Source organism: Chryseobacterium sp. YR221, assembly GCF_900176315.1.
GTDB classification, from domain to species: domain Bacteria; phylum Bacteroidota; class Bacteroidia; order Flavobacteriales; family Weeksellaceae; genus Chryseobacterium; species Chryseobacterium rhizosphaerae.
This window is the reverse complement of sequence record NZ_FWXM01000006.1, coordinates 102,561-124,093: the sequence shown is the minus strand read 5'-3', so window position 1 is coordinate 124,093 and position 21,533 is coordinate 102,561. Positions and strand designations below refer to the sequence as shown.

At 37.2% G+C, this 21,533-nt stretch carries 20 protein-coding genes; 17 read left to right on the top strand and 3 right to left on the bottom strand.

Translation table 11 applies throughout. The features are described 5' to 3' along the window. Positions 1-9: 9 nt before the first annotated feature. Positions 10-1,077: a type I restriction endonuclease gene (locus B8967_RS17670; protein WP_084086929.1), complete on the top strand. Its 1,068-nt coding sequence runs from the start codon at positions 10-12 to the stop codon at positions 1,075-1,077. Between the two features lie 53 nt (positions 1,078-1,130). Then, positions 1,131-1,436, top strand: coding sequence for a hypothetical protein (locus B8967_RS17665; RefSeq protein WP_084086928.1), 306 nt, complete (start codon positions 1,131-1,133; stop codon positions 1,434-1,436). Between the two features lie 72 nt (positions 1,437-1,508). Here the strand turns inward: B8967_RS17665 and B8967_RS17660 are convergent, their stop codons facing one another. The 3 genes from B8967_RS17660 to B8967_RS17650 are packed head-to-tail and all read right to left on the bottom strand — an operon-like array spanning position 1,509 to position 3,396. Continuing rightward, a complete protein-coding gene (locus B8967_RS17660; RefSeq protein WP_047489729.1) occupies positions 1,509-1,958 on the bottom strand; it encodes a GNAT family N-acetyltransferase in 450 nt (149 codons plus the stop codon). Next, positions 1,951-2,574, bottom strand: coding sequence for a ribosome biogenesis GTP-binding protein YihA/YsxC (yihA, locus tag B8967_RS17655; protein WP_047489732.1), 624 nt, complete (start codon positions 2,572-2,574; stop codon positions 1,951-1,953). Before yihA ends, B8967_RS17660 begins: the two co-directional genes overlap by 8 nt. A gap of 60 nt (positions 2,575-2,634) precedes the next feature. Continuing rightward, the gene (locus B8967_RS17650; protein WP_047489737.1) at positions 2,635-3,396 is read right to left on the bottom strand and encodes an alpha/beta fold hydrolase; all 762 of its coding nucleotides are present in this window, start codon (positions 3,394-3,396) and stop codon (positions 2,635-2,637) included. Between the two features lie 271 nt (positions 3,397-3,667). Between B8967_RS17650 and mraZ the strand changes: the two genes are divergently transcribed. The 15 genes from mraZ to B8967_RS17575 all read left to right on the top strand — a co-directional run bounded on the left by mraZ (position 3,668) and on the right by B8967_RS17575 (position 21,444). After that, the gene (gene mraZ, locus B8967_RS17645) at positions 3,668-4,126 is read left to right on the top strand and encodes a division/cell wall cluster transcriptional repressor MraZ (protein WP_047489740.1); all 459 of its coding nucleotides are present in this window, start codon (positions 3,668-3,670) and stop codon (positions 4,124-4,126) included. A gap of 42 nt (positions 4,127-4,168) precedes the next feature. Next, complete coding sequence (gene rsmH, locus B8967_RS17640) at positions 4,169-5,062, top strand: 16S rRNA (cytosine(1402)-N(4))-methyltransferase RsmH (protein WP_084086927.1); 894 nt, start codon at positions 4,169-4,171, stop codon at positions 5,060-5,062. A 101-nt stretch (positions 5,063-5,163) separates the two neighbouring features. Beyond that, positions 5,164-5,529 carry an FtsL-like putative cell division protein gene (locus B8967_RS17635; RefSeq protein WP_047489745.1) on the top strand — a complete coding sequence of 122 codons (366 nt, stop codon included), beginning with the start codon at positions 5,164-5,166 and terminating at the stop codon, positions 5,527-5,529. After that, the gene (locus B8967_RS17630) at positions 5,513-7,504 is read left to right on the top strand and encodes a penicillin-binding transpeptidase domain-containing protein (protein WP_047489747.1); all 1,992 of its coding nucleotides are present in this window, start codon (positions 5,513-5,515) and stop codon (positions 7,502-7,504) included. Before B8967_RS17635 ends, B8967_RS17630 begins: the two co-directional genes overlap by 17 nt. A 62-nt stretch (positions 7,505-7,566) precedes the next feature. Next, on the top strand, positions 7,567-9,027 hold the full coding sequence (locus tag B8967_RS17625) for a UDP-N-acetylmuramoyl-L-alanyl-D-glutamate--2,6-diaminopimelate ligase (RefSeq protein ID WP_084086926.1): 1,461 nt from the start codon (positions 7,567-7,569) through the stop codon (positions 9,025-9,027). A 35-nt stretch (positions 9,028-9,062) separates the two neighbouring features. Beyond that, the gene (mraY, locus tag B8967_RS17620) at positions 9,063-10,304 is read left to right on the top strand and encodes a phospho-N-acetylmuramoyl-pentapeptide-transferase (RefSeq protein ID WP_047489752.1); all 1,242 of its coding nucleotides are present in this window, start codon (positions 9,063-9,065) and stop codon (positions 10,302-10,304) included. 86 nt (positions 10,305-10,390) lie between these two features. After that, positions 10,391-11,728, top strand: a complete 1,338-nt coding sequence (gene murD / locus B8967_RS17615) for a UDP-N-acetylmuramoyl-L-alanine--D-glutamate ligase (RefSeq protein WP_047489756.1) — start codon at positions 10,391-10,393, stop codon at positions 11,726-11,728. 22 nt (positions 11,729-11,750) lie between these two features. After that, positions 11,751-12,989 carry an FtsW/RodA/SpoVE family cell cycle protein gene (locus B8967_RS17610; RefSeq protein WP_084087150.1) on the top strand — a complete coding sequence of 413 codons (1,239 nt, stop codon included), beginning with the start codon at positions 11,751-11,753 and terminating at the stop codon, positions 12,987-12,989. A gap of 55 nt (positions 12,990-13,044) precedes the next feature. Then, entirely contained in the window at positions 13,045-14,142 is a 1,098-nt protein-coding gene (gene murG / locus B8967_RS17605) for an undecaprenyldiphospho-muramoylpentapeptide beta-N-acetylglucosaminyltransferase (RefSeq protein ID WP_047489759.1), read from the top strand. Positions 14,143-14,192: 50 nt separating this feature from the next. Beyond that, entirely contained in the window at positions 14,193-15,563 is a 1,371-nt protein-coding gene (gene murC, locus B8967_RS17600) for a UDP-N-acetylmuramate--L-alanine ligase (protein WP_084086925.1), read from the top strand. Between the two features lie 84 nt (positions 15,564-15,647). Then, a complete protein-coding gene (locus B8967_RS17595; RefSeq protein WP_143330552.1) occupies positions 15,648-16,619 on the top strand; it encodes a cell division protein FtsQ/DivIB in 972 nt (323 codons plus the stop codon). Between the two features lie 81 nt (positions 16,620-16,700). Continuing rightward, positions 16,701-18,086: a cell division protein FtsA gene (gene ftsA / locus B8967_RS17590; protein ID WP_084087146.1), complete on the top strand. Its 1,386-nt coding sequence runs from the start codon at positions 16,701-16,703 to the stop codon at positions 18,084-18,086. Between the two features lie 78 nt (positions 18,087-18,164). Then, positions 18,165-20,063, top strand: a complete 1,899-nt coding sequence (gene ftsZ / locus B8967_RS17585) for a cell division protein FtsZ (RefSeq protein ID WP_084087144.1) — start codon at positions 18,165-18,167, stop codon at positions 20,061-20,063. A 73-nt stretch (positions 20,064-20,136) separates the two neighbouring features. Further along, positions 20,137-20,583: a GatB/YqeY domain-containing protein gene (locus B8967_RS17580; RefSeq protein WP_084086924.1), complete on the top strand. Its 447-nt coding sequence runs from the start codon at positions 20,137-20,139 to the stop codon at positions 20,581-20,583. Between the two features lie 450 nt (positions 20,584-21,033). Then, positions 21,034-21,444, top strand: coding sequence for a BrxA/BrxB family bacilliredoxin (locus B8967_RS17575; protein ID WP_047489771.1), 411 nt, complete (start codon positions 21,034-21,036; stop codon positions 21,442-21,444). Positions 21,445-21,533 lie beyond the last annotated feature (89 nt).

Genomic DNA, 21,533 nt, shown 5'->3' with positions numbered 1-21,533 from the left:
AATAAAACAATGGATCTTAAAATAAAACTGGAACAACTCCATCAGAAAGTAACAGGACTAAAAGATCAGATCAGTACGGAAGAAGCTACAAAAAATGCTTTTGTAATGCCTTTTATACAGATTTTGGGCTATGATATTTTTAATCCCACAGAAGTAGTTCCGGAATATATCTGTGATATCGGAACAAAGAAAGGAGAAAAGGTAGATTATGTAATCAAAAATAATGACGAACCCATTTTCATTATTGAATGTAAGCATTGGAAAGAAAGTGCAGATGCCCATAATTCTCAGCTCCACAGGTATTATCATGTTTCCAAAACAAGATTTGGAGTTCTTACCAACGGCATTATCTATAATTTCTATACCGACCTTGAAAAACCTAATGTGATGGATGAAAAACCATTTTTCACGATAAACATTGAGGATTTAAAAGACAGCTCCATTAAAATCCTGGAAAGCTTTACCAAGAAAGACTATAATCTGGAAAGCATTCTGGATTCTGCAGAGGCATTAAAATACATTAAAGCCATCAGAAAAGAATTTGAAAAAGAAATTGAAAATCCTTCTGATGAAATGGTGCGTCTTCTGGTCAACCGTTTTTTCGAAAAAACCCTGACGGCCAACAGAATGATTTCTTTCAAAGAATATGCAAAAAAAGCCTTATCGACTTCCATTAATGAATCCATAAGCTTTAGACTGAAATCTGCATTAAGCATTAATGAGCAAATTGAAAAACAGGATGAAAATGTAAGTGTTCCTCAATCTATTGATGAAAATAATGACTCTAAAATCGTCACGACAGAAGAAGAGCTTGAGGGGTTTCAAATCGTAAAAGCTATTCTAAGAGAAAAGATATCTTCTTCCCGAATTGCGTATAGAGATACCTTATCCTATTTCGGAATTTTGCTGGATGATAACAATAGAAAACCGATTTGCAGATTACATTTCAACACCTCTAATAAATATATTGAGACCTTTCACAATGGTAAAGATGCAGGTGAAAAAGCTCTACTGAATAATCTTGATGAAATCTATAATTTCAGGGAAGAGCTTCATAAAACATTAGAAAATTACTAAAGCCTTAAAAACAAATATCCATGAAAATCATTCTATAATTCAAAACTAAGCTTATGAAAAAACTACTATTTACGGGCCTTTTAGGATTAGGCTTATTATTACCGGCTTCTTTTTCTGCTACTACAGGTACAATCTCTTCAGCTAAAGAATTTTCCACTAAAAAGCCCAAGAAGGGCAAAACAAAAAGCAGCAGAAAAAGCAAATCTACAGGTTCTAGATACACCCGATCTTACTCGCAAAGCAGAGGATGTACATACAACGGAAACCAGCTGTATGTAGGATCAAGAGGAGGCTGTTATTATTATTCCGGCAGCAGTAAACAATATGTGGACAGATCTTACTGCTCAGGTTGTAATTAAAATACCTAATAAAAAACTAAAAACCATTCAACATAACCAAAAAAGGTATCTCATTTCTGAGATACCTTTCTTTTATTTTCTAATCATTTCCGTATGTGGAATATCATCTTCAAGATATTTCTTGCCTGTATCCACAAACCCGAATTCAGCATAAAATCTTAACAGGTAATCCTGTGCTGAGATTTTGATTTCAGAGGTATGAAAACGGTTTTCTATGGTTTCCACAGCATATTTTATCAGCAGTTTCCCAAGGCTCTTTCCTCTGGCCTGTTCTGTTGTTAAAACCCTTCCAAACGAAGTCTCATCATACTTGATTCCTTTATCAAAAACACGACAGTATGCAAGAACCTGCCCTTCTTCTTCGGCCCAGATATGCACTGCTTTCTGATCATAGTTATCCAGATCAGGATAAGGGCAGTTCTGTTCAATTACAAAAACATCTATACGTGCCTTTAGTACTGAATACAACTCAGGAACCGTAAACTCTTCAAAAGTTTTAATTTTCCAGACTATATTACTCATCGAAACTTACGTGGTTATTAATTAAAAATTCATTTGTTGTTTGGATGAAATTCAGAATCTCATCACAGCCTGATTTCTTTTCGGCAGAAGTCACATAAATTTCCGGTAAATCTTCCCATGTTTTATGCAGCTCATTTTTATAGTTTTCTACATTCTGAACAGCCACATTGGGTTTCAGCTTATCAACCTTTGTGAAAACAATTGAAAAAGGAACTCCGCTTTCTCCACACCATTGAATAAATTCCAAATCAATCTTTTGAGGACTGTGTCTGGAGTCTACCAATACAAAAAGATTAACAAGATTTCTTCTGTTTAAAATATAATTGGTAATCAGCTTTTCAAAATCTTTTCGCTGAACTTTTGAAACTTTGGCATATCCATACCCTGGTAAATCCGTAAGATACCAGTTTTCATTCACAAGAAAATGATTGATCAGCTGGGTTTTTCCCGGAGTCTGTGAAGTTTTAGCCAAATCTTTATGATTCATCATGGCATTGATCAATGAGGATTTTCCTACATTAGATCTTCCGATAAAAGCATATTCCGGAATATTCGGTTCAGGGCATTCCTGCCATTTTCCACTACTCTTTACAAAATCTGCTGTCTTAATAATCATTTTGAATATATTTTAGAAAAATAAACCATTAAGAAAAGCTCCTAATGGTCATTTATGTATTTAAACTTTATCTTTTACCCAGCTATAGAGAATTTCATTGAATTCATCTGGTTTTTCCATCATCGCAGCGTGCCCGCACTGATCTATCCAAAACAAATCTGAATTGGGGATAAACTTGTGCATATCCTGGGCTACTTCCGGAGGGGTTACATTATCCTGTTTTCCCCAGATCAGACAGGTTGGTGTCAATATCTTGGGAAGATCATTCAACATATTATGCTTGATGGCACTTCTGGCCAGCATAACGGTCTTTATTCCTTTCATTCTGTCATTGACTACCCCAAATACCTCGTCTACAAGATCTTCAGTGGCAATTTTAGGATCATAAAAAACTTCTTCCGTCTTCTTTCTGATATAAGATCGGTCATTCTTTCTGGGAAAACTATCCCCGAATGTCCTTTCATACAATCCTGAACTTCCTGTCAGAACAAGGTTTTTTACCAGATCCGGTCTTGCCAATGTTAAGATAAGCCCTACGTGACCTCCCATTGAGTTTCCTACAATAGTAACTGGTCCCGAAATATGACTTTCTATAAACTTGATAATATATTTTGCTATGGTGGTAAGATTCGTATTGAGTACCGGTAGATCGTAGATAGGCAATTGAGGTACGTATACCTTAAATCCTCTGTCCGAAAAAAAATCTACCATTTTATCGAAATTACTCAAACCACCCATTAACCCGTGCAACAGCACCAATGGATGTCCTTCTCCCGCCTCTACATAGGAATATTTCTTTTCTTTTTTTGTACTAAATATCATAAAACGCTTTAATGAAGCCCTGCAAAAATACAAATTAAACCTCAAAAATATTTTGATTATCCTAATTTAAGATAAAAATAATATAATATTCCCCTTTTTAACTTTTTTTTCTAAACCTCTTTACTATGGCCTGAATAGCACATTTGACAACCTGTTACAGATCAAGTATTTATACAATCGAAATTCAATCTTTAATAAAACTTATTAACATTGAGTCAAAAAGTGGGAAAAAGTGGGAAATTTTGGAAATTATTATATAAATTTGTCCCAAATGAAAAGTTTCATTGGAACATATGAGTGTAAAATTGACGACAAAGGCCGCCTAAAAGTTCCTTCATCTTTAATCAAACAGATGGAAAACTTCGACGACAAGGCGTTTGTAGTCAAAAGATCTGTGTTCCAACCTTGTCTGGAAGTCTACCCTATGAATGCATGGGATAAGCTGATGGGCAAAATTAATAAACTGAACAGATTCATAAAAAAGAATGCTGATTTCATACGAATGTTTACAGCAGGCGTAAAAACAGTAGAGTTGGATAATGCCGGGAGATTACAGATTTCAAAAGACCTGACACATTTCGCAAATCTTCAGAAAGATATTGTGATCACCAGTGCCGGAGAACTTTTTGAAATTTGGGATAAAGAGGCTTATGAAAAGGTAATTGCCACCAACGAAACTGATTTTGCAAGCCTTGCTGAAGATGTAATGGGCTCTTTCGATGAAGAATAACTGTGATGGTTATTAGTATATTTTAATAAAACACAATTAAGCATGTATCATAACCCCGTTTTGTTGAAGCAGAGTGTAGATGATTTGGTGACGAATCCTGACGGAATCTATGTAGACTGCACCTTTGGAGGAGGTGGCCACTCAAGGGAAATCCTAAGCAGACTTTCTGAAAAAGGAAAACTGTTTAGTTTTGATCAGGATCTGGATGCACTTAAAAATACAATTGATGACCCAAGATTTACATTAGTTAATCAGAATTTCAGATTTCTGGAAAACTCATTATTAATGTATGGAGCTCCTCAGGTAGATGGTGTTTTAGCAGACTTAGGTGTTTCATCACATCAGTTTGATGAAGCAGACAGAGGTTTTTCTACCAGAAGTAATGCTCCTTTGGACATGAGGATGAATGTTATGCAGAATCTGGATGCCAAAAGAGTGATCAATGAATATGAAGAAGCAGAACTTGCCGATCTTTTTTACCATTACGGAGAATTAAGAGAAGCCAGAAAACTGGCAAGAGAAATCGTTCATCACAGAAAAACAAAAACCATAGAAACCACAGAGGATCTGAAAAAGCTTTTCAGCTATATTCCTCCTCATAAGGTCAATAAATTCTATGCACAGCTTTTTCAGGCGATAAGAATTGAAGTCAACCAGGAGCTGGAAGTTTTAAAAGAAATGCTGGTTCAGGCTTACAATGTTTTAAAACCGAAAGGAAGATTAGTCGTTATTTCTTACCATTCTTTAGAAGACCGTCTGGTAAAAAGATTCCTGAAAAACGGAATGTTTGAAGGAGAACCGACAAGAGATATCTACGGAAATTATAAAAAGGCATTTGAATTGATCAAGAGTAAAGCTATTATCCCCGATGACAAGGAGATTGAAGAAAACTCAAGAGCAAGAAGTGCAAAAATGAGAACAGGAATAAAAGTATAAAAATACAGCGTGAATGGTTAGTGGTCAGTTTTCATAAAATAAACATTCAACCATTAACAAACAAAGTGGATTCACTGCGAAGCAAATTGACATAAAATAATTTGGCAAAAAGAACAACAAATCGCCCTCAGAAGAAGCTCACCTTTATAGATATTATAAAAGGAAACTTCCTCAACCGTGATGAAATAAAAATACATTACCGGTATTTCTTATTGTTGTTTGTGCTGATGATGGCCATGATTTACAGTAACCATCTCGTCAACAAGAAAATTAGGATTGTTAATGCTTTAAAAGAAGAAACAGAAGAATATAAATCGAGAAACGCTTACGCCCAGAGTAAGCTAATCAAAGTAAAAATGGAATCAGAACTGGGGAAAGAAGTGGCAAGGGACTCATTAATGACCCTCGAAAATCATCCTCATAAATTGCTAATAAAACTGGACAGTACAGATGCAAAAGCAAAATGAATACGACAATAAACGTAAAAAAACGTTAAGATGGGGCTACCTCTTCGCAGTGGTAGCTTTGTGCGTGTTTGTAATGTTCTTGGCAAGGATTGTAATCCTTCAAAACACTAATGTTCAGGAAATTAAAGACGATTACATTAATAAAAACTACCGTGAGGCTACTTTAAAAGCGGCCCGCGGAAATCTATTTGCCTCCGACGGCTCTATCCTCGCTACAACCGTAATGCGCTACGATATCTATCTTGACTTCAAAACGATGAAAGATACCATCTACAGCAACAATATCGGGGCACTCACAGATTCTTTAAGCAAAATGTTCGGAAAGTCCAGAGGGGAATTCAGACAGAAGTTTGACGAACAGAAGAAAAAGAAAAACCAATACTATACCTTAGTAAAGGGGCTTGATTTTGATCAGTATGACAGAATCAGAAATTTCCCGATATTCAAAAGAGGTAAAAATAAAGGAGGTTTTATCGTTGACAGAAACTACAAAAGAGAACTTGCTACCTCAGAAATCGGCTCAGGAACGATTGGTATGGATAACGGAGAACTTAAATCCGGACTTGAAGGAGCCTTCTCAAAATACTTAACCGGAACGGACGGAAAAAGACTGGAGCAAAGAATTAATTCTTCTCAATGGAAACCTATTGACTTCTGGAAAGTTCAGGAGCCTGTAGACGGAGAAGATGTTTACACCACTTTAGATCTTAGAATTCAGGACATTGCACACTCTGCACTGGAGAAACAGCTGATTAATTTTGAGGCTAAACACGGCACCGTAATCGTCATGGAAGTAGAAACAGGAAAAGTACGTGCCCTTGTCAACCTAAGAAGAACAGAATCAGGAGAGTATGAGGACTCTTACAACTATGCTCTGAAAGACAATATCGAACCGGGTTCTACCTTTAAAACCATTTCACTTCTGGCTGCAATGGATGACGGTTTTATCGATGAAAACACAACAGTAAACGTAGGAAATGGAGTCTGGACTTATGCAAAACAAAGAATTTCAGACGGCCATGGTGGAGGTACTTATGACATCAGTGATGTTTTAGCCAAATCCAGTAACGTGGGGACCTCAAAACTCATTACAAAATACTATGCTGAAAAGCCTCAGATTTTCCTTGATCATTTAAAACGTTGGAAATTATTCGACAAAATGGACATTGAACTTCCGGGAATCACAAAACCGAAGATCGTAACTCCACAAAATAAAAGATGGAATGCCGCAACACTGGCTTCTATTTCTTACGGATACTCTTCAAACATCAATCTGCTGCAATTAACCACTTTCTATAACGGGGTTGCCAATGGCGGTAAAATGCTTAAGCCTTTATTCATCGACAAAATTATGAAAGATGGAAAGGTAATGTATAATGCAAAACCCGAAGTAATGGTCAATAAAATGGCTTCAGAAAAAGCTATTAAAATGATGACCAATGCGTTAACCAAAGCGGTAGAAAAAGGAACGGGAAGAAGTATCTTCACCCCGAACCTTAAAATGGCCGGAAAAACAGGAACCGCAAGATTTGAATATTGGCTTCCGGGACCTATGAAATACAGGGCCTCATTCGCGGGATTCTATCCTGCAGACGCACCCAAATACACATGTTATGTAATGGTAAGTGAACCCAACACCTCAATAGGATTTTACGGGGGACCTGTAGCGGCACCGGTATTTAAGGAAATTGCAGGAAAAACATTCCTGAAAACACCTCAAAATATTGAAAAAGAAATGCTGGTGGACAAAAAGGTGAACCTTAATAAAATGGTGGAACCTAATGTAAAAGTAGCCGTAAATGATAAGCAAATGCCCAATGTAGTTGGATTAATTGGTAAAAATATAATCCCGCAATTGGAGAATTTAGGATACCGTGTCGATTATAAAGGTGTGGGAAGAATAAAAGAACAGTTCCCATTAGAAGGCACAACAATCAGTAAGAACCAGAGAATTTATTTGTCTCTGCAAAATTAAATAGAAACAGAGTCCCCTAGGGACGATTTAATAAAAGATAGGAAAAGTCCTATTGATAAAAAATGACAGTAACAGAATTAGTAAACAGAATTCCAGTAATAGAAATCCACGGTGACAACAACCGTGAGGTGAAAGAATTGGTATTTGACAGCAGAAAGATTACAGAAAACGTTCTTTATATAGCAATAAGGGGAACCGTAGTGGATGGTCACTCATTCATTGAATCCGCCATTGAAAAAGGAGCAACTACAATCGTCTGCGAAGAGTTTCCTGAAGTATTGGCAGAAAATGTCACTTACATACAAGTAAAAGACGCATCCAAAGCTTTAGGTCATTTGGCTTCTAATTTCTATGGAAACCCATCTCAGAAACTGAAACTGATAGGTGTTACAGGAACCAATGGGAAAACTTCTGTTTCCACCCTTCTTTTTGATGTTTTCAAAAACCTGGGTTATGATGCTGCTTTACTGTCAACTGTTGAGATCAGAATTGGAGAAGAAATCATTCCGGCAACCCACACAACTCCGGATGTGATTACGATTAATAAAATTTTAGCCGATGCTGTTGAAAAAGGATGTGAATTTGCCTTTATGGAGGTAAGCTCTCACGGAATCGCTCAAAACAGAATTGAAGGATTACACTTCAAAGTGGCAGGCTTTACTAATCTTACCCATGATCATTTAGATTACCATAAAACGTTCGAAGAATATTTAAAAACGAAAAAAAGATTCTTTGACCAATTAGAAGATACCGCTATTGCCATCACTAATATAGATGACAAGAACGGCCTAGTTATGCTTCAGAACACAAAGGCACAAAAGAAGTCTTATGCTTTGAAAACAATGGCAGACTATCACGGAAAACTCTTAGAAGTTGATTTCAACGGAATGCTGCTGAACTTTAACGGAAAGGAATTCTGGACTACGCTGACCGGAAAATTCAATGTTTACAATCTACTGCTTGTCTTTGGAATCGCAGAAGAACTTGGTTTTAATCAGGATGAGATCCTTCAGGCGATCAGTACATTAAAAAGAGTTTCCGGAAGATTTGAAACATTCAAATCAGATGGAGGGATTTTCTTTATCGTAGATTATGCTCACACCCCGGATGCATTGGAAAACATTCTGGACAGCATTAACGATATCAGAACAAAAAATGAAAGATTAATCACTGTTTTTGGCTGTGGTGGTGATAGAGATCACTCCAAAAGACCTGAAATGGGAAATATTGCCACTAAAAAATCTACACTGGCTATCATCACCTCAGACAATCCGAGGACTGAAGAGCCGGGGCAGATTATAAAAGAAATTGAAGCAGGCGTTGAATCTCAAAACTTCAGCAAATACACTTCAATTCCCGACAGAAGGGAAGCTATAAAAATGGCTATAAAGTTTGCAGAACCTAAAGATATTATTCTAGTTGCCGGAAAAGGCCACGAAAATTATCAGGAGATAAATGGTGTAAAACATCATTTTGATGACAAAGAAGTAATTAATGAGCTTTGGAAATTAATGAGTAAATAAATTGAAGATTGAATTTATTTAAATAAAAAAGAAACATGCTATACTATCTATACGAATATTTAACCAACCATGGAATCCATGTTCCGGGATTAGGAATGTTGAAATACATCTCCTTCCGTGCCGGAATGGCTGTACTTTTGTCTCTTATCATTGCTCTTGTTTATGGAAAAAGGGTTATCAACTACCTGAGAACAAAACAGATGGGAGAACTGGTACGTGACCTTGGATTAGATGGCCAGAAACAAAAAGAGGGAACTCCTACAATGGGAGGTCTTATCATCATTTTGGCAACCATTATTCCCGTATTACTGTTTACGAGAATTACCAATGTTTATATTGTTCTGTTATTGGTTTCAATGTTCTGGATGGGAGCCATTGGTTTCCTGGATGATTATTTAAAGAAGATCAAGAAAAATAAAGATGGACTGAGTGGTAAATTCAAAATCGTGGGCCAGGTTGGATTAGGATTAATTGTGGGTGTTACCATGTATTTTCACCCTGACATTACCGTTAAAAGAAAATACGCTGATGCAAAGGTGGTCAACAGAAACAATGTAGAGCAAAACTTTATGCCTACTGAAAAAATTACTGTTTCCACCGTACCTTTTGCAAAAAACAACGAGTTCGATTACAGCGGAATTTTGTTTTGGATGAATGATAAAGATGCCCACGAATGGGCATGGGTTGTCTTTATACCTATCGTTATTTTCATTGTAACAGCCGTTTCAAACGGAGCCAACATCACCGATGGAATAGATGGCCTCGCAGCAGGAACAAGTGTCGTCATACTCCTCACGCTGGCACTCTTTGCCTATCTTTCCGGGAACATCATCTTTGCAGACTATCTCAATATCATGTTCCTCCCGAATATGGGGGAAACCACCATTTTTGCCGTCGCTATGGTAGGAGCGGTTATCGGATTTTTCTGGTACAATACTTACCCTGCACAGGTCTTTATGGGAGATACCGGAAGCTTAATGCTGGGCGGAGTTATTGCCGTTTTAGCTATTATTTTAAGAAAAGAATTACTGATTCCTGTGTTATGCGGAATCTTCTTAATTGAAAACCTGTCTGTTATGCTTCAGGTAGTCGTTTTCAAGTACAGAAAGAAAAAATACGGGCTGGAATATGCCCAAAACAATAGACTATTCAAAATGTCACCGTTACACCACCACTATCAGAAAGATGGCTTCCACGAAAGTAAAATCGTGAACAGAATGATCATCATCGGTGTAATACTGGCTATTGTGTGTCTGATCACCTTAAAAATGAGATAAATATTGTTAAGCGTAGAAAGTATTAATCTTAAAAAACCAGATTACGTTAATACATTTTTACATTTTACATCTTACAAAAAAAGAATATGAAAATAGTTGTTTTAGGAGGAGGAGAAAGCGGATGCGGAGCTGCATATTTGGCTAAAAAGAAAGGTTTGGAAGTATTTCTTTCAGACAAAGGAGTCATTAAAGATAATTACAAGCAGTTTCTTACCGAAAATGAAATTGAATTTGAAGAAGGAACGCACGATGAAGAAAGAATTCTCAATGCAGACTGGATCGTAAAAAGCCCGGGAATTCCTAAAAAGGCTGAGATTATCTATAAAATTCATGAGAAAGGAATAAGACTTTCTTCTGAAATTGAATTTGCTTCTGAATTTACAGATGCAAAAATCATTGCTATTACCGGAAGCAACGGAAAAACAACAACAACCTCTCTGATCTACTATATCCTGAAAAATGACGGATTAAACGTAGGACTGGGAGGAAATATTGGGTACAGTTTTGCAAAACAGGTAGCCGATGAAAATTATGAATATTATGTACTGGAAGTAAGCTCTTTCCAGTTGGATGATATCCAGAACTTCAGACCTTATATTTCTTTATTGCTCAACTTATCCCAGGATCACCTGGATCAGTATAACTACAATTATGAAGAATATGCATTAGCAAAATTCAGAATTGCTGAAAATCAGGAAAATGACAATTTCTTCATCTATAACAAGGATGATGAAATGAGCAAAAACCTTCTTGAAAAGCTTGAAATAAAAGCCAAAATGATTCCTTTCTCAACAAAGGAAAAATTATCTGAAGGGGGTTTCATCAATGATGACAGCATTGTCGTAAAAGTAAAGGATGATTTCTCAATGAAAATTGAAGAATTGTCGCTGATGGGAAACCATAATGTTGCCAACAGCTTAGCAGCATCAATAGCTGGTAAAATATTGGAAATCAATAATGAAAGCATAAGAAACTCATTAATGACATTCCAGGCAGTAGAACATAGGCTGGAGTTTGTTTCTGAAATTGATGGCGTTAAATACATCAATGACAGTAAAGCCACCAACGTTAATGCCACATATTACGCTTTGGAAAGTATGAAAACCCCAACCGTATGGATTGTAGGGGGATTAGATAAAGGAAATGACTATACCGAAATTGAGGATTTAGTTAAGAAAAAAGTAAAAGCAATTGTTTGCTTAGGAATTGACAATAAGAAGATTATAGATTTCTTTAAAGATAAAAAAGAATTTATTTATGATACTTCAAGCATGGAAAAAGCAGTGGAAATATCAAAATCACTGGCGAAAAAAGGCGATACCGTCCTATTATCTCCATGCTGTGCAAGCTTTGATTTATTCAAAAGCTATGAAGACAGAGGAAACCAGTTTAAAGAGCAGGTATTAAAAGCCAATGGCCATTAGCCAAAAGCCAATAGCATTAAATATGGACGAACAGAACACAGAAAGCAGATTTGAATTTCTAAAGGGCGATAAAGTACTTTGGATGGTCATTCTTGTGATCTCCATTTTCTCTATTTTCCCGGTATACTCTGCTAGTTCAAATCTGGAATACATCGTTAATAACGGGACCACTACCGGTCACGTTATCAAACATATGTTCTTTGTAGTCTTAGGATTAGGAATCATGAGATTGGTAGGAACCGTAAAATATGAATACATCGGAAAGCTCAGCAGTATTTTACTCGGTCTGATGATCGTTTTATTGGTGGTTACCATGTTTACCGGTCAGACCATTGACGGGGCCAGCGCCTCAAGATGGCTGAAAATCCCCGGAACACCCATCTCATTCCAGCCATCATCATTTGCCTTTTTAATGCTGATTATCTATTTGTGCCGGTATTTAACAAAAAAAATAACAAGAGAAAGACTTCCGATAGAAAATATCATGTATATTTTCGGGCCTATTCTTCTTGTTTTTGTACTTGTTGCGAAAGATAACGGATCTACAGCATTAATGATCTTAATGGTTTCTGTCGTTGTTTTGGTCATCGGACAGCTTCACTGGAAGTATATTGCAGGCTTTATTTCAGCTTCGTTTATTGCTATAGTGCTGTTTCTGTTGATTGCTTTAAACACCAATATGATTGGAGGAAACCGTGTTCACACATGGATGAGCCGTGTAGAAACCTTTACTTCAAGCAAGGCAAAATCTGCAGATACCGATGATGAAAGTGTAAAAGCAAAAAATTATCAGGTAATGCAGGCAAAGGCAGCCATCGTACACGGTGGAATTACCGGAATGGGACCCGGAAAAAGCGCATTAAAGCAAATGCTTCCTCAGTCTGCTTCCGATTTTATCTTTGCCGTCATTGTAGAAGAATATGGTGTCATTGGGGCCGCTTTCCTCATCAGCCTTTATCTCATCATGATGATAAGGATTGTAATGATAGCCAGCAAGATGCCGGCCTTCTTCGGATCGTTGCTGGTCCTCAGTCTCGGGGTAATGATTTTTATACAGCTCGCCGTAAATATTGCCGTAGCAGTGAATCTGATCCCGGTAACAGGACAGCCTCTGCCACTAATAAGCTACGGAGGAACGTCAATGCTCGTTACCTATTTGCAGTTAGGAATTATCCTCAATATAAGCTCAAGAATACAGATTTATGATGAAGAAGGAATGGGCAAAAAACAAAGCATAGCAGAAATAAACGATATCGCATAAACCAAAAGTCCCAAAGGGATCATTTAATAAAAAATCGGACGAAGTCCCATTCAATATGAACAAAAAATTAAAAATAGTATTATCAGGCGGAGGAACAGGAGGACATATCTTCCCGGCTATCGCTATTGCTGATGAAATCAAAAAAAGATTTCCTGATGCAGAATTTTTGTTCATTGGAGCCAACGGAAAAATGGAAATGGAAAAGGTTCCTCAGGCTGGCTACAAAATAGAAGGAATTGATATCGCCGGAATCGACAGAGGAAATCTGTTATCCAATTTGGGACTGCCTTTCAAAATTCTGAAAAGCTTATCCAGATCCAAGAAAATCATCAAAGCCTTTGCTCCTGATTTTGCAGTGGGAACCGGAGGTTTTGCTAGCGGCCCTGCCCTTTATGAAGCGAGTAAAATGGGAATTCCCATCTTCATACAGGAACAGAATGCCCATGCAGGAGTGACCAATAAGATTTTAAGTAAGAAAGCCAAAGCTGTCTTTACAGCCTATCCAAAAGTAGAAGGTTTTCCAGCAGAAAAAATAAAATTTCTGGGTAATCCGATCCGCTCGGCTATTATTTCAGGAATGCAGGAAACAGCTCAGGCAAAAGAGAAAATGGGATTGAATCCGGACAAACTTACCATTCTGTCTGTAGGAGGTTCTTTAGGATCCAGAACATTAAATAATGCCTGGAAGTCTCATTTAAATGAAATCGTAAACAAAGATTATCAGCTGGTCTGGCAGACAGGTAAGCTTGATTATAAAGATATTATAGAGGAAACAAAAGACGTTGATACCAGAAATATTCAGATCCTTGAATTCATCAAAGACATGGAGCTGGCCTATTCTGCAGCAGACATTATTGTTTCCAGAGCCGGAGCGATCGCCATATCAGAACTGGCGGTAGCACAAAAACCGGTACTGTTGGTTCCTTTCCCTTTTGCAGCGGAAGACCATCAAACCAAAAATGCCATGAATCTGGTTGAAAAAAATGCGGCCAGAATGGTAAAAGACTCTGAAATGCAGGAAAAATTCTGGAATGTTTTATCAGAGATCTGCGAAAATGAAAGTGTAAGAAAAGAAATGTCCGACAATCTGAAATATTTTGCCAAGCCTAATGCCGCAAAAGAGATTGTAGATGAAATATTTAATAAACTGTAAAAAGTAGGAAAAGTACATTATAGTTTGTACCTGCTACATTAAGACAAAAAATGAAGAAATTAGAAACATATCAAAACTTTTACTTCGTTGGAATCGGAGGTATCGGAATGAGTGCATTAGCCCGTTATTTCCATGCATCCGGTAAAAAGGTATGGGGATATGATAAAACCAATACCAAACTTACTCAAAACCTGATGAATGAAGGTATTGATATTGTTTTTGAAGACCTTATTGATGAAAGGATAACTTCCCTTCACAAAGAAGACACGTTGGTCATCTATACTCCGGCTATTAAGACGCTTGGGATTCTGGATTATTTCAACCAAAATCAGTTTGAAGTATTGAAACGGGCTAAAGTTTTGGGATTGATTACAGAAAATACAGATTGTATCGCAGTAGCAGGGACACACGGAAAGACGACAACGTCTACCCTTGTGGCGCATTTGTGCAAAGAGGCAGATCTGCCTTTCTCATGCTTTTTGGGAGGTATTTCTGAAAATTTCAAGTCCAACTTCCTGTACAATGGTTCCATTTATTCTGTGGTAGAAGCTGATGAATACGACAGAAGCTTCCTGAACCTGTCTCCGGACTGGGCCGTAGTAACGTCCACCGATGCTGACCATTTGGATATTTATGGTGATAAAAGCCATATTGAAGAAGGCTTCAGACAGTTTGCAGCATTGGTTCCCGAAGATAAAAAACTCTTTGTAAGAAAAGGGATAGAAATAGGCAGAGGACATCAGACTTATGCTGTAAATGAACCTGCTGATTATTATTCGGACAACCTGCGTATGGATCATGATAAAATCTATTTTGATTTTCATACCCCAACGGAAACAGTAAAAGATTTTGTCTGGGAAATCCCGGGAATCCATAATGTGGAAAATGCTACCGTAGCATTGGCTATTCTTCACAATTTGGGCGCAGATTTTGATACGCTGAAAAAGGCTATCGCTAATTTTAAGGGAATTAAAAGAAGATATACCAAGCATTTTTATCAAAACGGCAAAATTTATATTGATGATTATGCCCACCACCCTACAGAAACAAATGCTGTAATAAGCTCTATCAGAACATTTTACCCTGATAAAAAGCTATTAGTTGTCTTCCAGCCGCACCTGTTCAGCAGAACAAGAGATTTTGCAGACGGATTTGCGGAAAGCCTGAGCCAGGCAGATGAATTGATTTTGCTGGATATTTATCCCGCAAGAGAACTTCAGGAAAACTTTGAAGGTGTCACGTCAAGCTGGCTGCTGGAAAAAGTACATTTAGAGAATAAAGAAGTATCGGCTTTATCCGCTGCTTTTGAAAAAATAAAAGAAAAGGATTTTGATATCCTTCTTACAGTAGGTGCAGGAAATATTGATACCCTGTATGACCCTATCTGTGAGTGGTTAAACTCTGTACAAAGTACGATGTAAAAAGTACAGGTATAGAATTATTGATAAAGAGATTAGTAAATAAAATGCGTAAGTACATTGTACTTTTTACACTGTACAGGAAATATGAAAAATAAATACAGAATATTAAAAATTGTTGTCACCGTAATCATCCTTGGGTTGTTACTGAGTTTCTCATTGAAGAGATTCGGTAATCAACAGATTAGTGACAATAAAATTTCTGTAAAAATGAGCGAAAGAACTCCGGTTTACTTTGTTGATGAAAAAGATATCCGGGAGATTGTAAAAAAAGAAAACCCATCGGGAAAAGTAGGTGAACTCAATATTCCTTCACTGGAAAAAAAGATCAATGCTCTGCCCGCTGTTGACAGTGCCAATGTATATCTGAACTTAAATGGTAAGCTTAATCTGGATATCAAGCAGAGAGTTCCTGTCTTCAGGCTAAATAAAGATGGGAAAGACTTTTATGTAGATGAAAAAGGGATAGAGTTTCCTATTTCAAGAACCTACTCTCACCCCTGCATGCTGGTAACCGGTAATATTCAGCCGGATGAATATGAAAAACTGGCAGAGCTGGTTGAAAAAATTGATAAAGATGATTTCAGTAAAAAGTATTTTATTGGAATTTCAAAATATAAAGACAGCTATAATCTCCTGACAAGCGAAGGAAATTATAGAGTGGAAATCGGAGATTTAGATAATATAGATTTTAAAGTAAGAGGGTTTAAAACGTTTGTGGAAAAATACCTGGTCTATCAGGACCCTCAAAAATACAGTATGATTTCTGTAAAATACCAGAACCAGATTGTGACCACTTTAAATCCTTATTTTAAAGAAAACGACAGTCTTCTGAAAGCAGGAAAACTTGAACTGGCAAAAGCGCCGTCGCTAACAGCTATCGCTAAGAAAACGGACGCTAAACCCAAAATAGCTGAACCCAAAAAAACGAACTCATCAAAACCAAAGGAAAACACAAAACCCAAAACACAGGCAAAAGAAAAGACAAAAACAGTAAAAAAAACACAGGCTCCGGTACAGTCCAAGCCTAAGCCCAAATCAAAGGTGAAAATAGAATAAAAGTCCCCAAAGGACATTTTAACACAAAATAGGAGATATCCTATAATGGAAAAAAGTAGAAAAAATCAAATCGATATAAAAATGGAAAATCAAGAGTATTCAGTAGGTCTGGACATCGGAACAACAAAGATTGTTGCGATTGTCGGAAGACGGAATGCACATGGGAAAATAGAAGTTCTCGGTGTAGGAAAAGCTAAAAGTCTTGGTGTTCATAAAGGAATTGTGAATAATATTTCACAAACCATTAATTCAATCAAGGCTGCAGTATCCGAAGCACAATCCAGTGCAGGAGTTCCTATCCGTAAAGTAACGGTAGGTATTGCAGGAAAACACATACGTTCTCTGCAGCACTCAGATTATATTATGCGTGAACATCCGGATAAATTTATTACAGATGATGACATTGAAGCATTAAAAGATCAGGTCAAGAAGCTGGTAATGCTTCCTGGAGAAGAAATAATCCATGTACTTCCTCAAGAATATAAAGTGGATTCCGAAGGTGAAATTCAGGAGCCTGTCGGAATGCACGGAAAACGTTTAGAAGCTAACTTCCATGTTGTAGTAGGACAGATGGGAAGCATCCGAAATATTGCAAGATGTGTCCGTGAAGCAGGGCTGGAAATGGAAGCTCTTACTTTGGAGCCATTAGCATCGTCAGAAGCTGTTCTTACCAAAGAAGAAAAAGAAGCTGGTGTAGCTATCGTTGACATTGGTGGTGGTACTACCGATATCGCTATTTTTAAAGATAATATTATTCGTCATACGTGTGTGATTCCATACGGAGGTGGAATTATTACAGAAGATATCAAAGAAGGCTGCTCAATTATCGAGAAACATGCAGAACAACTGAAAGTAAAATTTGGTTCGGCTGTTCCCGAATTGGAAAAAGACAGTACTTTTGTAACAATTCCCGGACTTCACGGAAGACCGGATAAAGAAATTTCTTTAAAAACCTTAGCACAGATTATCAATGCGAGGGTAGAAGAAGTTTTGGAAATGGTAAACACAGAGCTGAAGGCTTACGGTGCTTTTGAACAAAAGAAAAAGCTGATTGCCGGAATTGTTCTTACAGGTGGGGGTTCAAATTTGAAACACCTTCGTCAGCTGGCCAATTATACCACAGGTTTCGACAGCAGAATCGGTTTTGCGAACGAATATATTGCGAACGATAAAAATCAGTATCTGAAAGGCCCTGAATTTGCTACTTCTATCGGGTTATTGATGGAGAGTTTAAAGATCAGAGACAAAAAACAGACGGCTGATGAAATGGAAGAAGTTGCCCATGAACAGCCTCAGGCTGAAAAAACGGCTCCACAGGCAGAAACTGTTCAACAGGTTCAGCCTCAGGCAGCCATCGTTCAGGAGCAACCTGTAGCCAACGAACAGAGAGAAAACAGAAGAGCAAAACTGACTTTTGGGCAGTCGCTTATGGAAAAAGTAAAAAAATTCTTTGAAGAAGTAGAATAAGTTATCAATGATAGATGATCAATGATAAATGATTTATCAGCCATCACTCATCATTCATCAATTGTAAAAAAAATAGTTATGGAAAATATAGGTACACAAGGATTTTCATTTGATTTACCAAAAGGAAATTCATCGATCATAAAAGTAATCGGTGTAGGTGGCGGAGGAAACAACGCCCTGAAACACATGTACGAAAAAGGGATTCACGGAGTAGACTTCGTGGTCTGTAATACGGATGCTCAAACTCTAGATAATAACCCTGTTGCCAATAAAGTTCAGTTAGGAACTACCATTACAGAAGGTCTTGGAGCTGGTGCCGACCCCGAAGTGGGAGAAAAATCTGCAATAGAAAGTATTGAAGATATTAAGGCGGCTATGGGACAGAACACTAAAATGGTGTTTATTACTGCCGGAATGGGTGGTGGTACAGGTACCGGAGCGGCTCCTGTCATTGCTAAAGTAGCAAAAGACATGGGGATTCTTACAGTGGGTATCGTTACTGTTCCTTTTAGCTTTGAAGGAAAAAGAAGATTAGATCAGGCCGAAAACGGTCTTGACAAATTAAAGAATAATGTTGACTCATTAATTGTGATCAACAATGATAAACTAAGACAACAATTCGGAAACCTAGGATTCAAACAGGGATTCTCAAAAGCGGATGAAGTTTTAGCCAATGCTGCAAAAGGAATGGCGGAAGTTATTACCGGTTATTTCGATGTAAACATTGACTTTAGAGATGCTAAATCTGTGCTTCAGAACTCCGGTACGGCGCTGATGTCTACAGGTACGGCTTCAGGTGAAAATAAAGCTGAAGAAGCAGTAAGAAAAGCTCTTGATTCTCCGTTATTAAATGACAATAAGATTACAGGTGCTAAAAATGTATTATTGCTGATCAGAAGTGGTGCAGAAGAAGTAACCATGGATGAAATCGGTATCATTATGGACCACATCCAGAAAGAAGCCGGAAATACGGCTGATATCATCTTTGGAGTGGGTGCTGATGAAGAATTAGGAGATGCTGTAAGTGTTCTTGTAATCGCTACAGGGTTTTCTAATGACAACAAAAAATTTGCAGGCCCTACAGAAAAGATCAGAATCAGTCTTAATGACAATTATGATGCTCCAAAGTCTTCTCCTTTCAAAACCAGAGAAGAAAGAGAAACGGCTCCTGAAGCATCACATGATTTTAGCAGAAAAAATCTTTTTAGATTAGATGACGAAGACCACGATACTCCGCAGTTCGGGGCTACATCTATCGAAAAAAAAATGATTATTGAAGAAGAGGAGATTAAAACGGAAATAAAATTCGCTGACAGACAAGAAGATACTCTGAACACTCCTGAGCAAAACTGGAGAAATGAAGAAGAAAATGATCAGGACGGTTTCAGCTTATTTTCAATTGATGAAGAGAATGAAGATCCTAACGATTTGGAGATCCAGTCTTTCTCTTTTGATTTTGAAAATAAAAAAGAAGAACCTCAGTCTGGAAGTACGTTTAACAATTCTTTCTCTGAGGAAAAACCTGTAGAATTCAATTTCTTCGTCAATGAATCCAGCAGAAACGAGCCAAAGACAGACTTTGGACAGCCTAAAGCGGAGTTTAATGCTCCTACCAGTGCTGTAGCTGAACCTGCACAAAAGATCGAAACCTTCTTCCAGAAACAGGAAGAAATAAAGGCGGAAACAAAGACAGAAATTGAAACTCCAAAATCTGAAGAATCAGAATTCACTTTCGTCAATAAAGCTGTGGATCAGGAAAGAATTTTTGAAAGAAGAAATAAATTAAAAGAATTCAATTCCCGCTATCAAAGTTTTGACAGCACAAGTGAATTTGAGTCTATTCCTGCTTTCAAAAGAAAAAATATTTCGATTGACGGAACGAATGCATCAGACCAGAATATCAACACCTATCTGTCTGATAACAACGGGTCTATGCAAATCAAAGAAAACAGGTTTTTAAATAAAGACGTAGATTAATGCTAATGGCAACTGGCTGCTAGCCATATCCAAAAGCTAATAGCCAATTGCCAAAAGCCAAAAGCATATCAACATGAGTTTAGAAAATATAATTAGCGAAGCTATAAAAACAGCTATGAGAGAAAAAGACAGAGTTGCTTTAGATTCTCTCCGTGCTGTAAAATCTCAAATTCTTCTTCTGAAAACGGAAGCCAGAGGGGCTGAAGTTTCTGCAGAACAGGAAATTGCGATCCTTCAGAGAATGATCAAACAGCGTAAAGATTCTTTTGAACAGTTTACTGCTCAGGGCAGACAAGATCTGGCAGAAGTAGAAGATGCACAGATGAAAGTCATTGAGAAATTTTTACCAAAACAACTTTCTCCTGAAGAATTAGAAACAGAAATTAAAACTATTATTTCTGAAACCGGAGCCGAATCTATTAAGGATTTAGGGAAGGTAATGGGAGCTGCTTCAAAAGCATTAGCCGGAAAATCTGACGGAAAAAGTATTTCCGAGATGGTTAAAAAGCTTCTTTCATAACAGAATTCCGCGTACGGATTTTGGGTATATCCCGGGAGTCTCGCAAGTGAATTCACACAACTATAGGATATTCAACCTTTGCATATCGATTTGATTAAAGAATCCCGGAACTCTACAGTCCCGGGATTCATTTTTTGGATATTAAAAGTTTATTATTCAGCTCAGTTTAAACTGAAAAAAAGAAGATTTAACTGCGATTTATACCGAGTTAAATAATTTCTTAGCCTGAGGGAAAGCCGTAATTGTTTTTTTCATGGTCGTTTGTTTTTTCAGAATCATTTCAAATTTAATAAAAATATTTTATTATTCCTATTTTAAATTCATCTTTTTTCAAATATTGTTGAAATATTAATATTACATTAATTTTATATGACTAATCCAGCGATAGTTATTATATATTGATCAAACGTAAAGAATTGTTTAACTTTGTAGCGATAAAAAACAAAATATATGTATCCAACAGATTTAGTAATGCCTATGAAGGCTGAACTTACAGATAAAGGTTTCCAGGATTTAACTTCTCCTTCTCAGGTAGAAGAAGCGTTAAAGCAGTCAGGAACTACATTATTAGTAATCAATTCAGTATGTGGATGTGCTGCAGGAGCAGCAAGACCTGGTGTAGTATATTCTTTAACAGGAGATAAAAAGCCAGACCACTTAACAACTGTTTTTGCAGGATTTGATACTGAAGCTGTAGTAGAAGCAAGAAAACACCTTGCTCCATTCCCACCAAGCTCTCCTTGTGTTGCTCTTTTTAAAGATGGAGAATTAGTTCATATGCTGGAAAGACACCACATTGAAGGAAACCCTGCAGGGGCTATTGCCGCTAACCTTCAGGCTGCTTATGATGAGTATTGCTAAGAAACAAATAAGCTAAAAAGCAAACCGTTACACATTTTGTAACGGTTTTTTTATTTAACATCATAAAAAATTCTCTGAAAAATCAAATA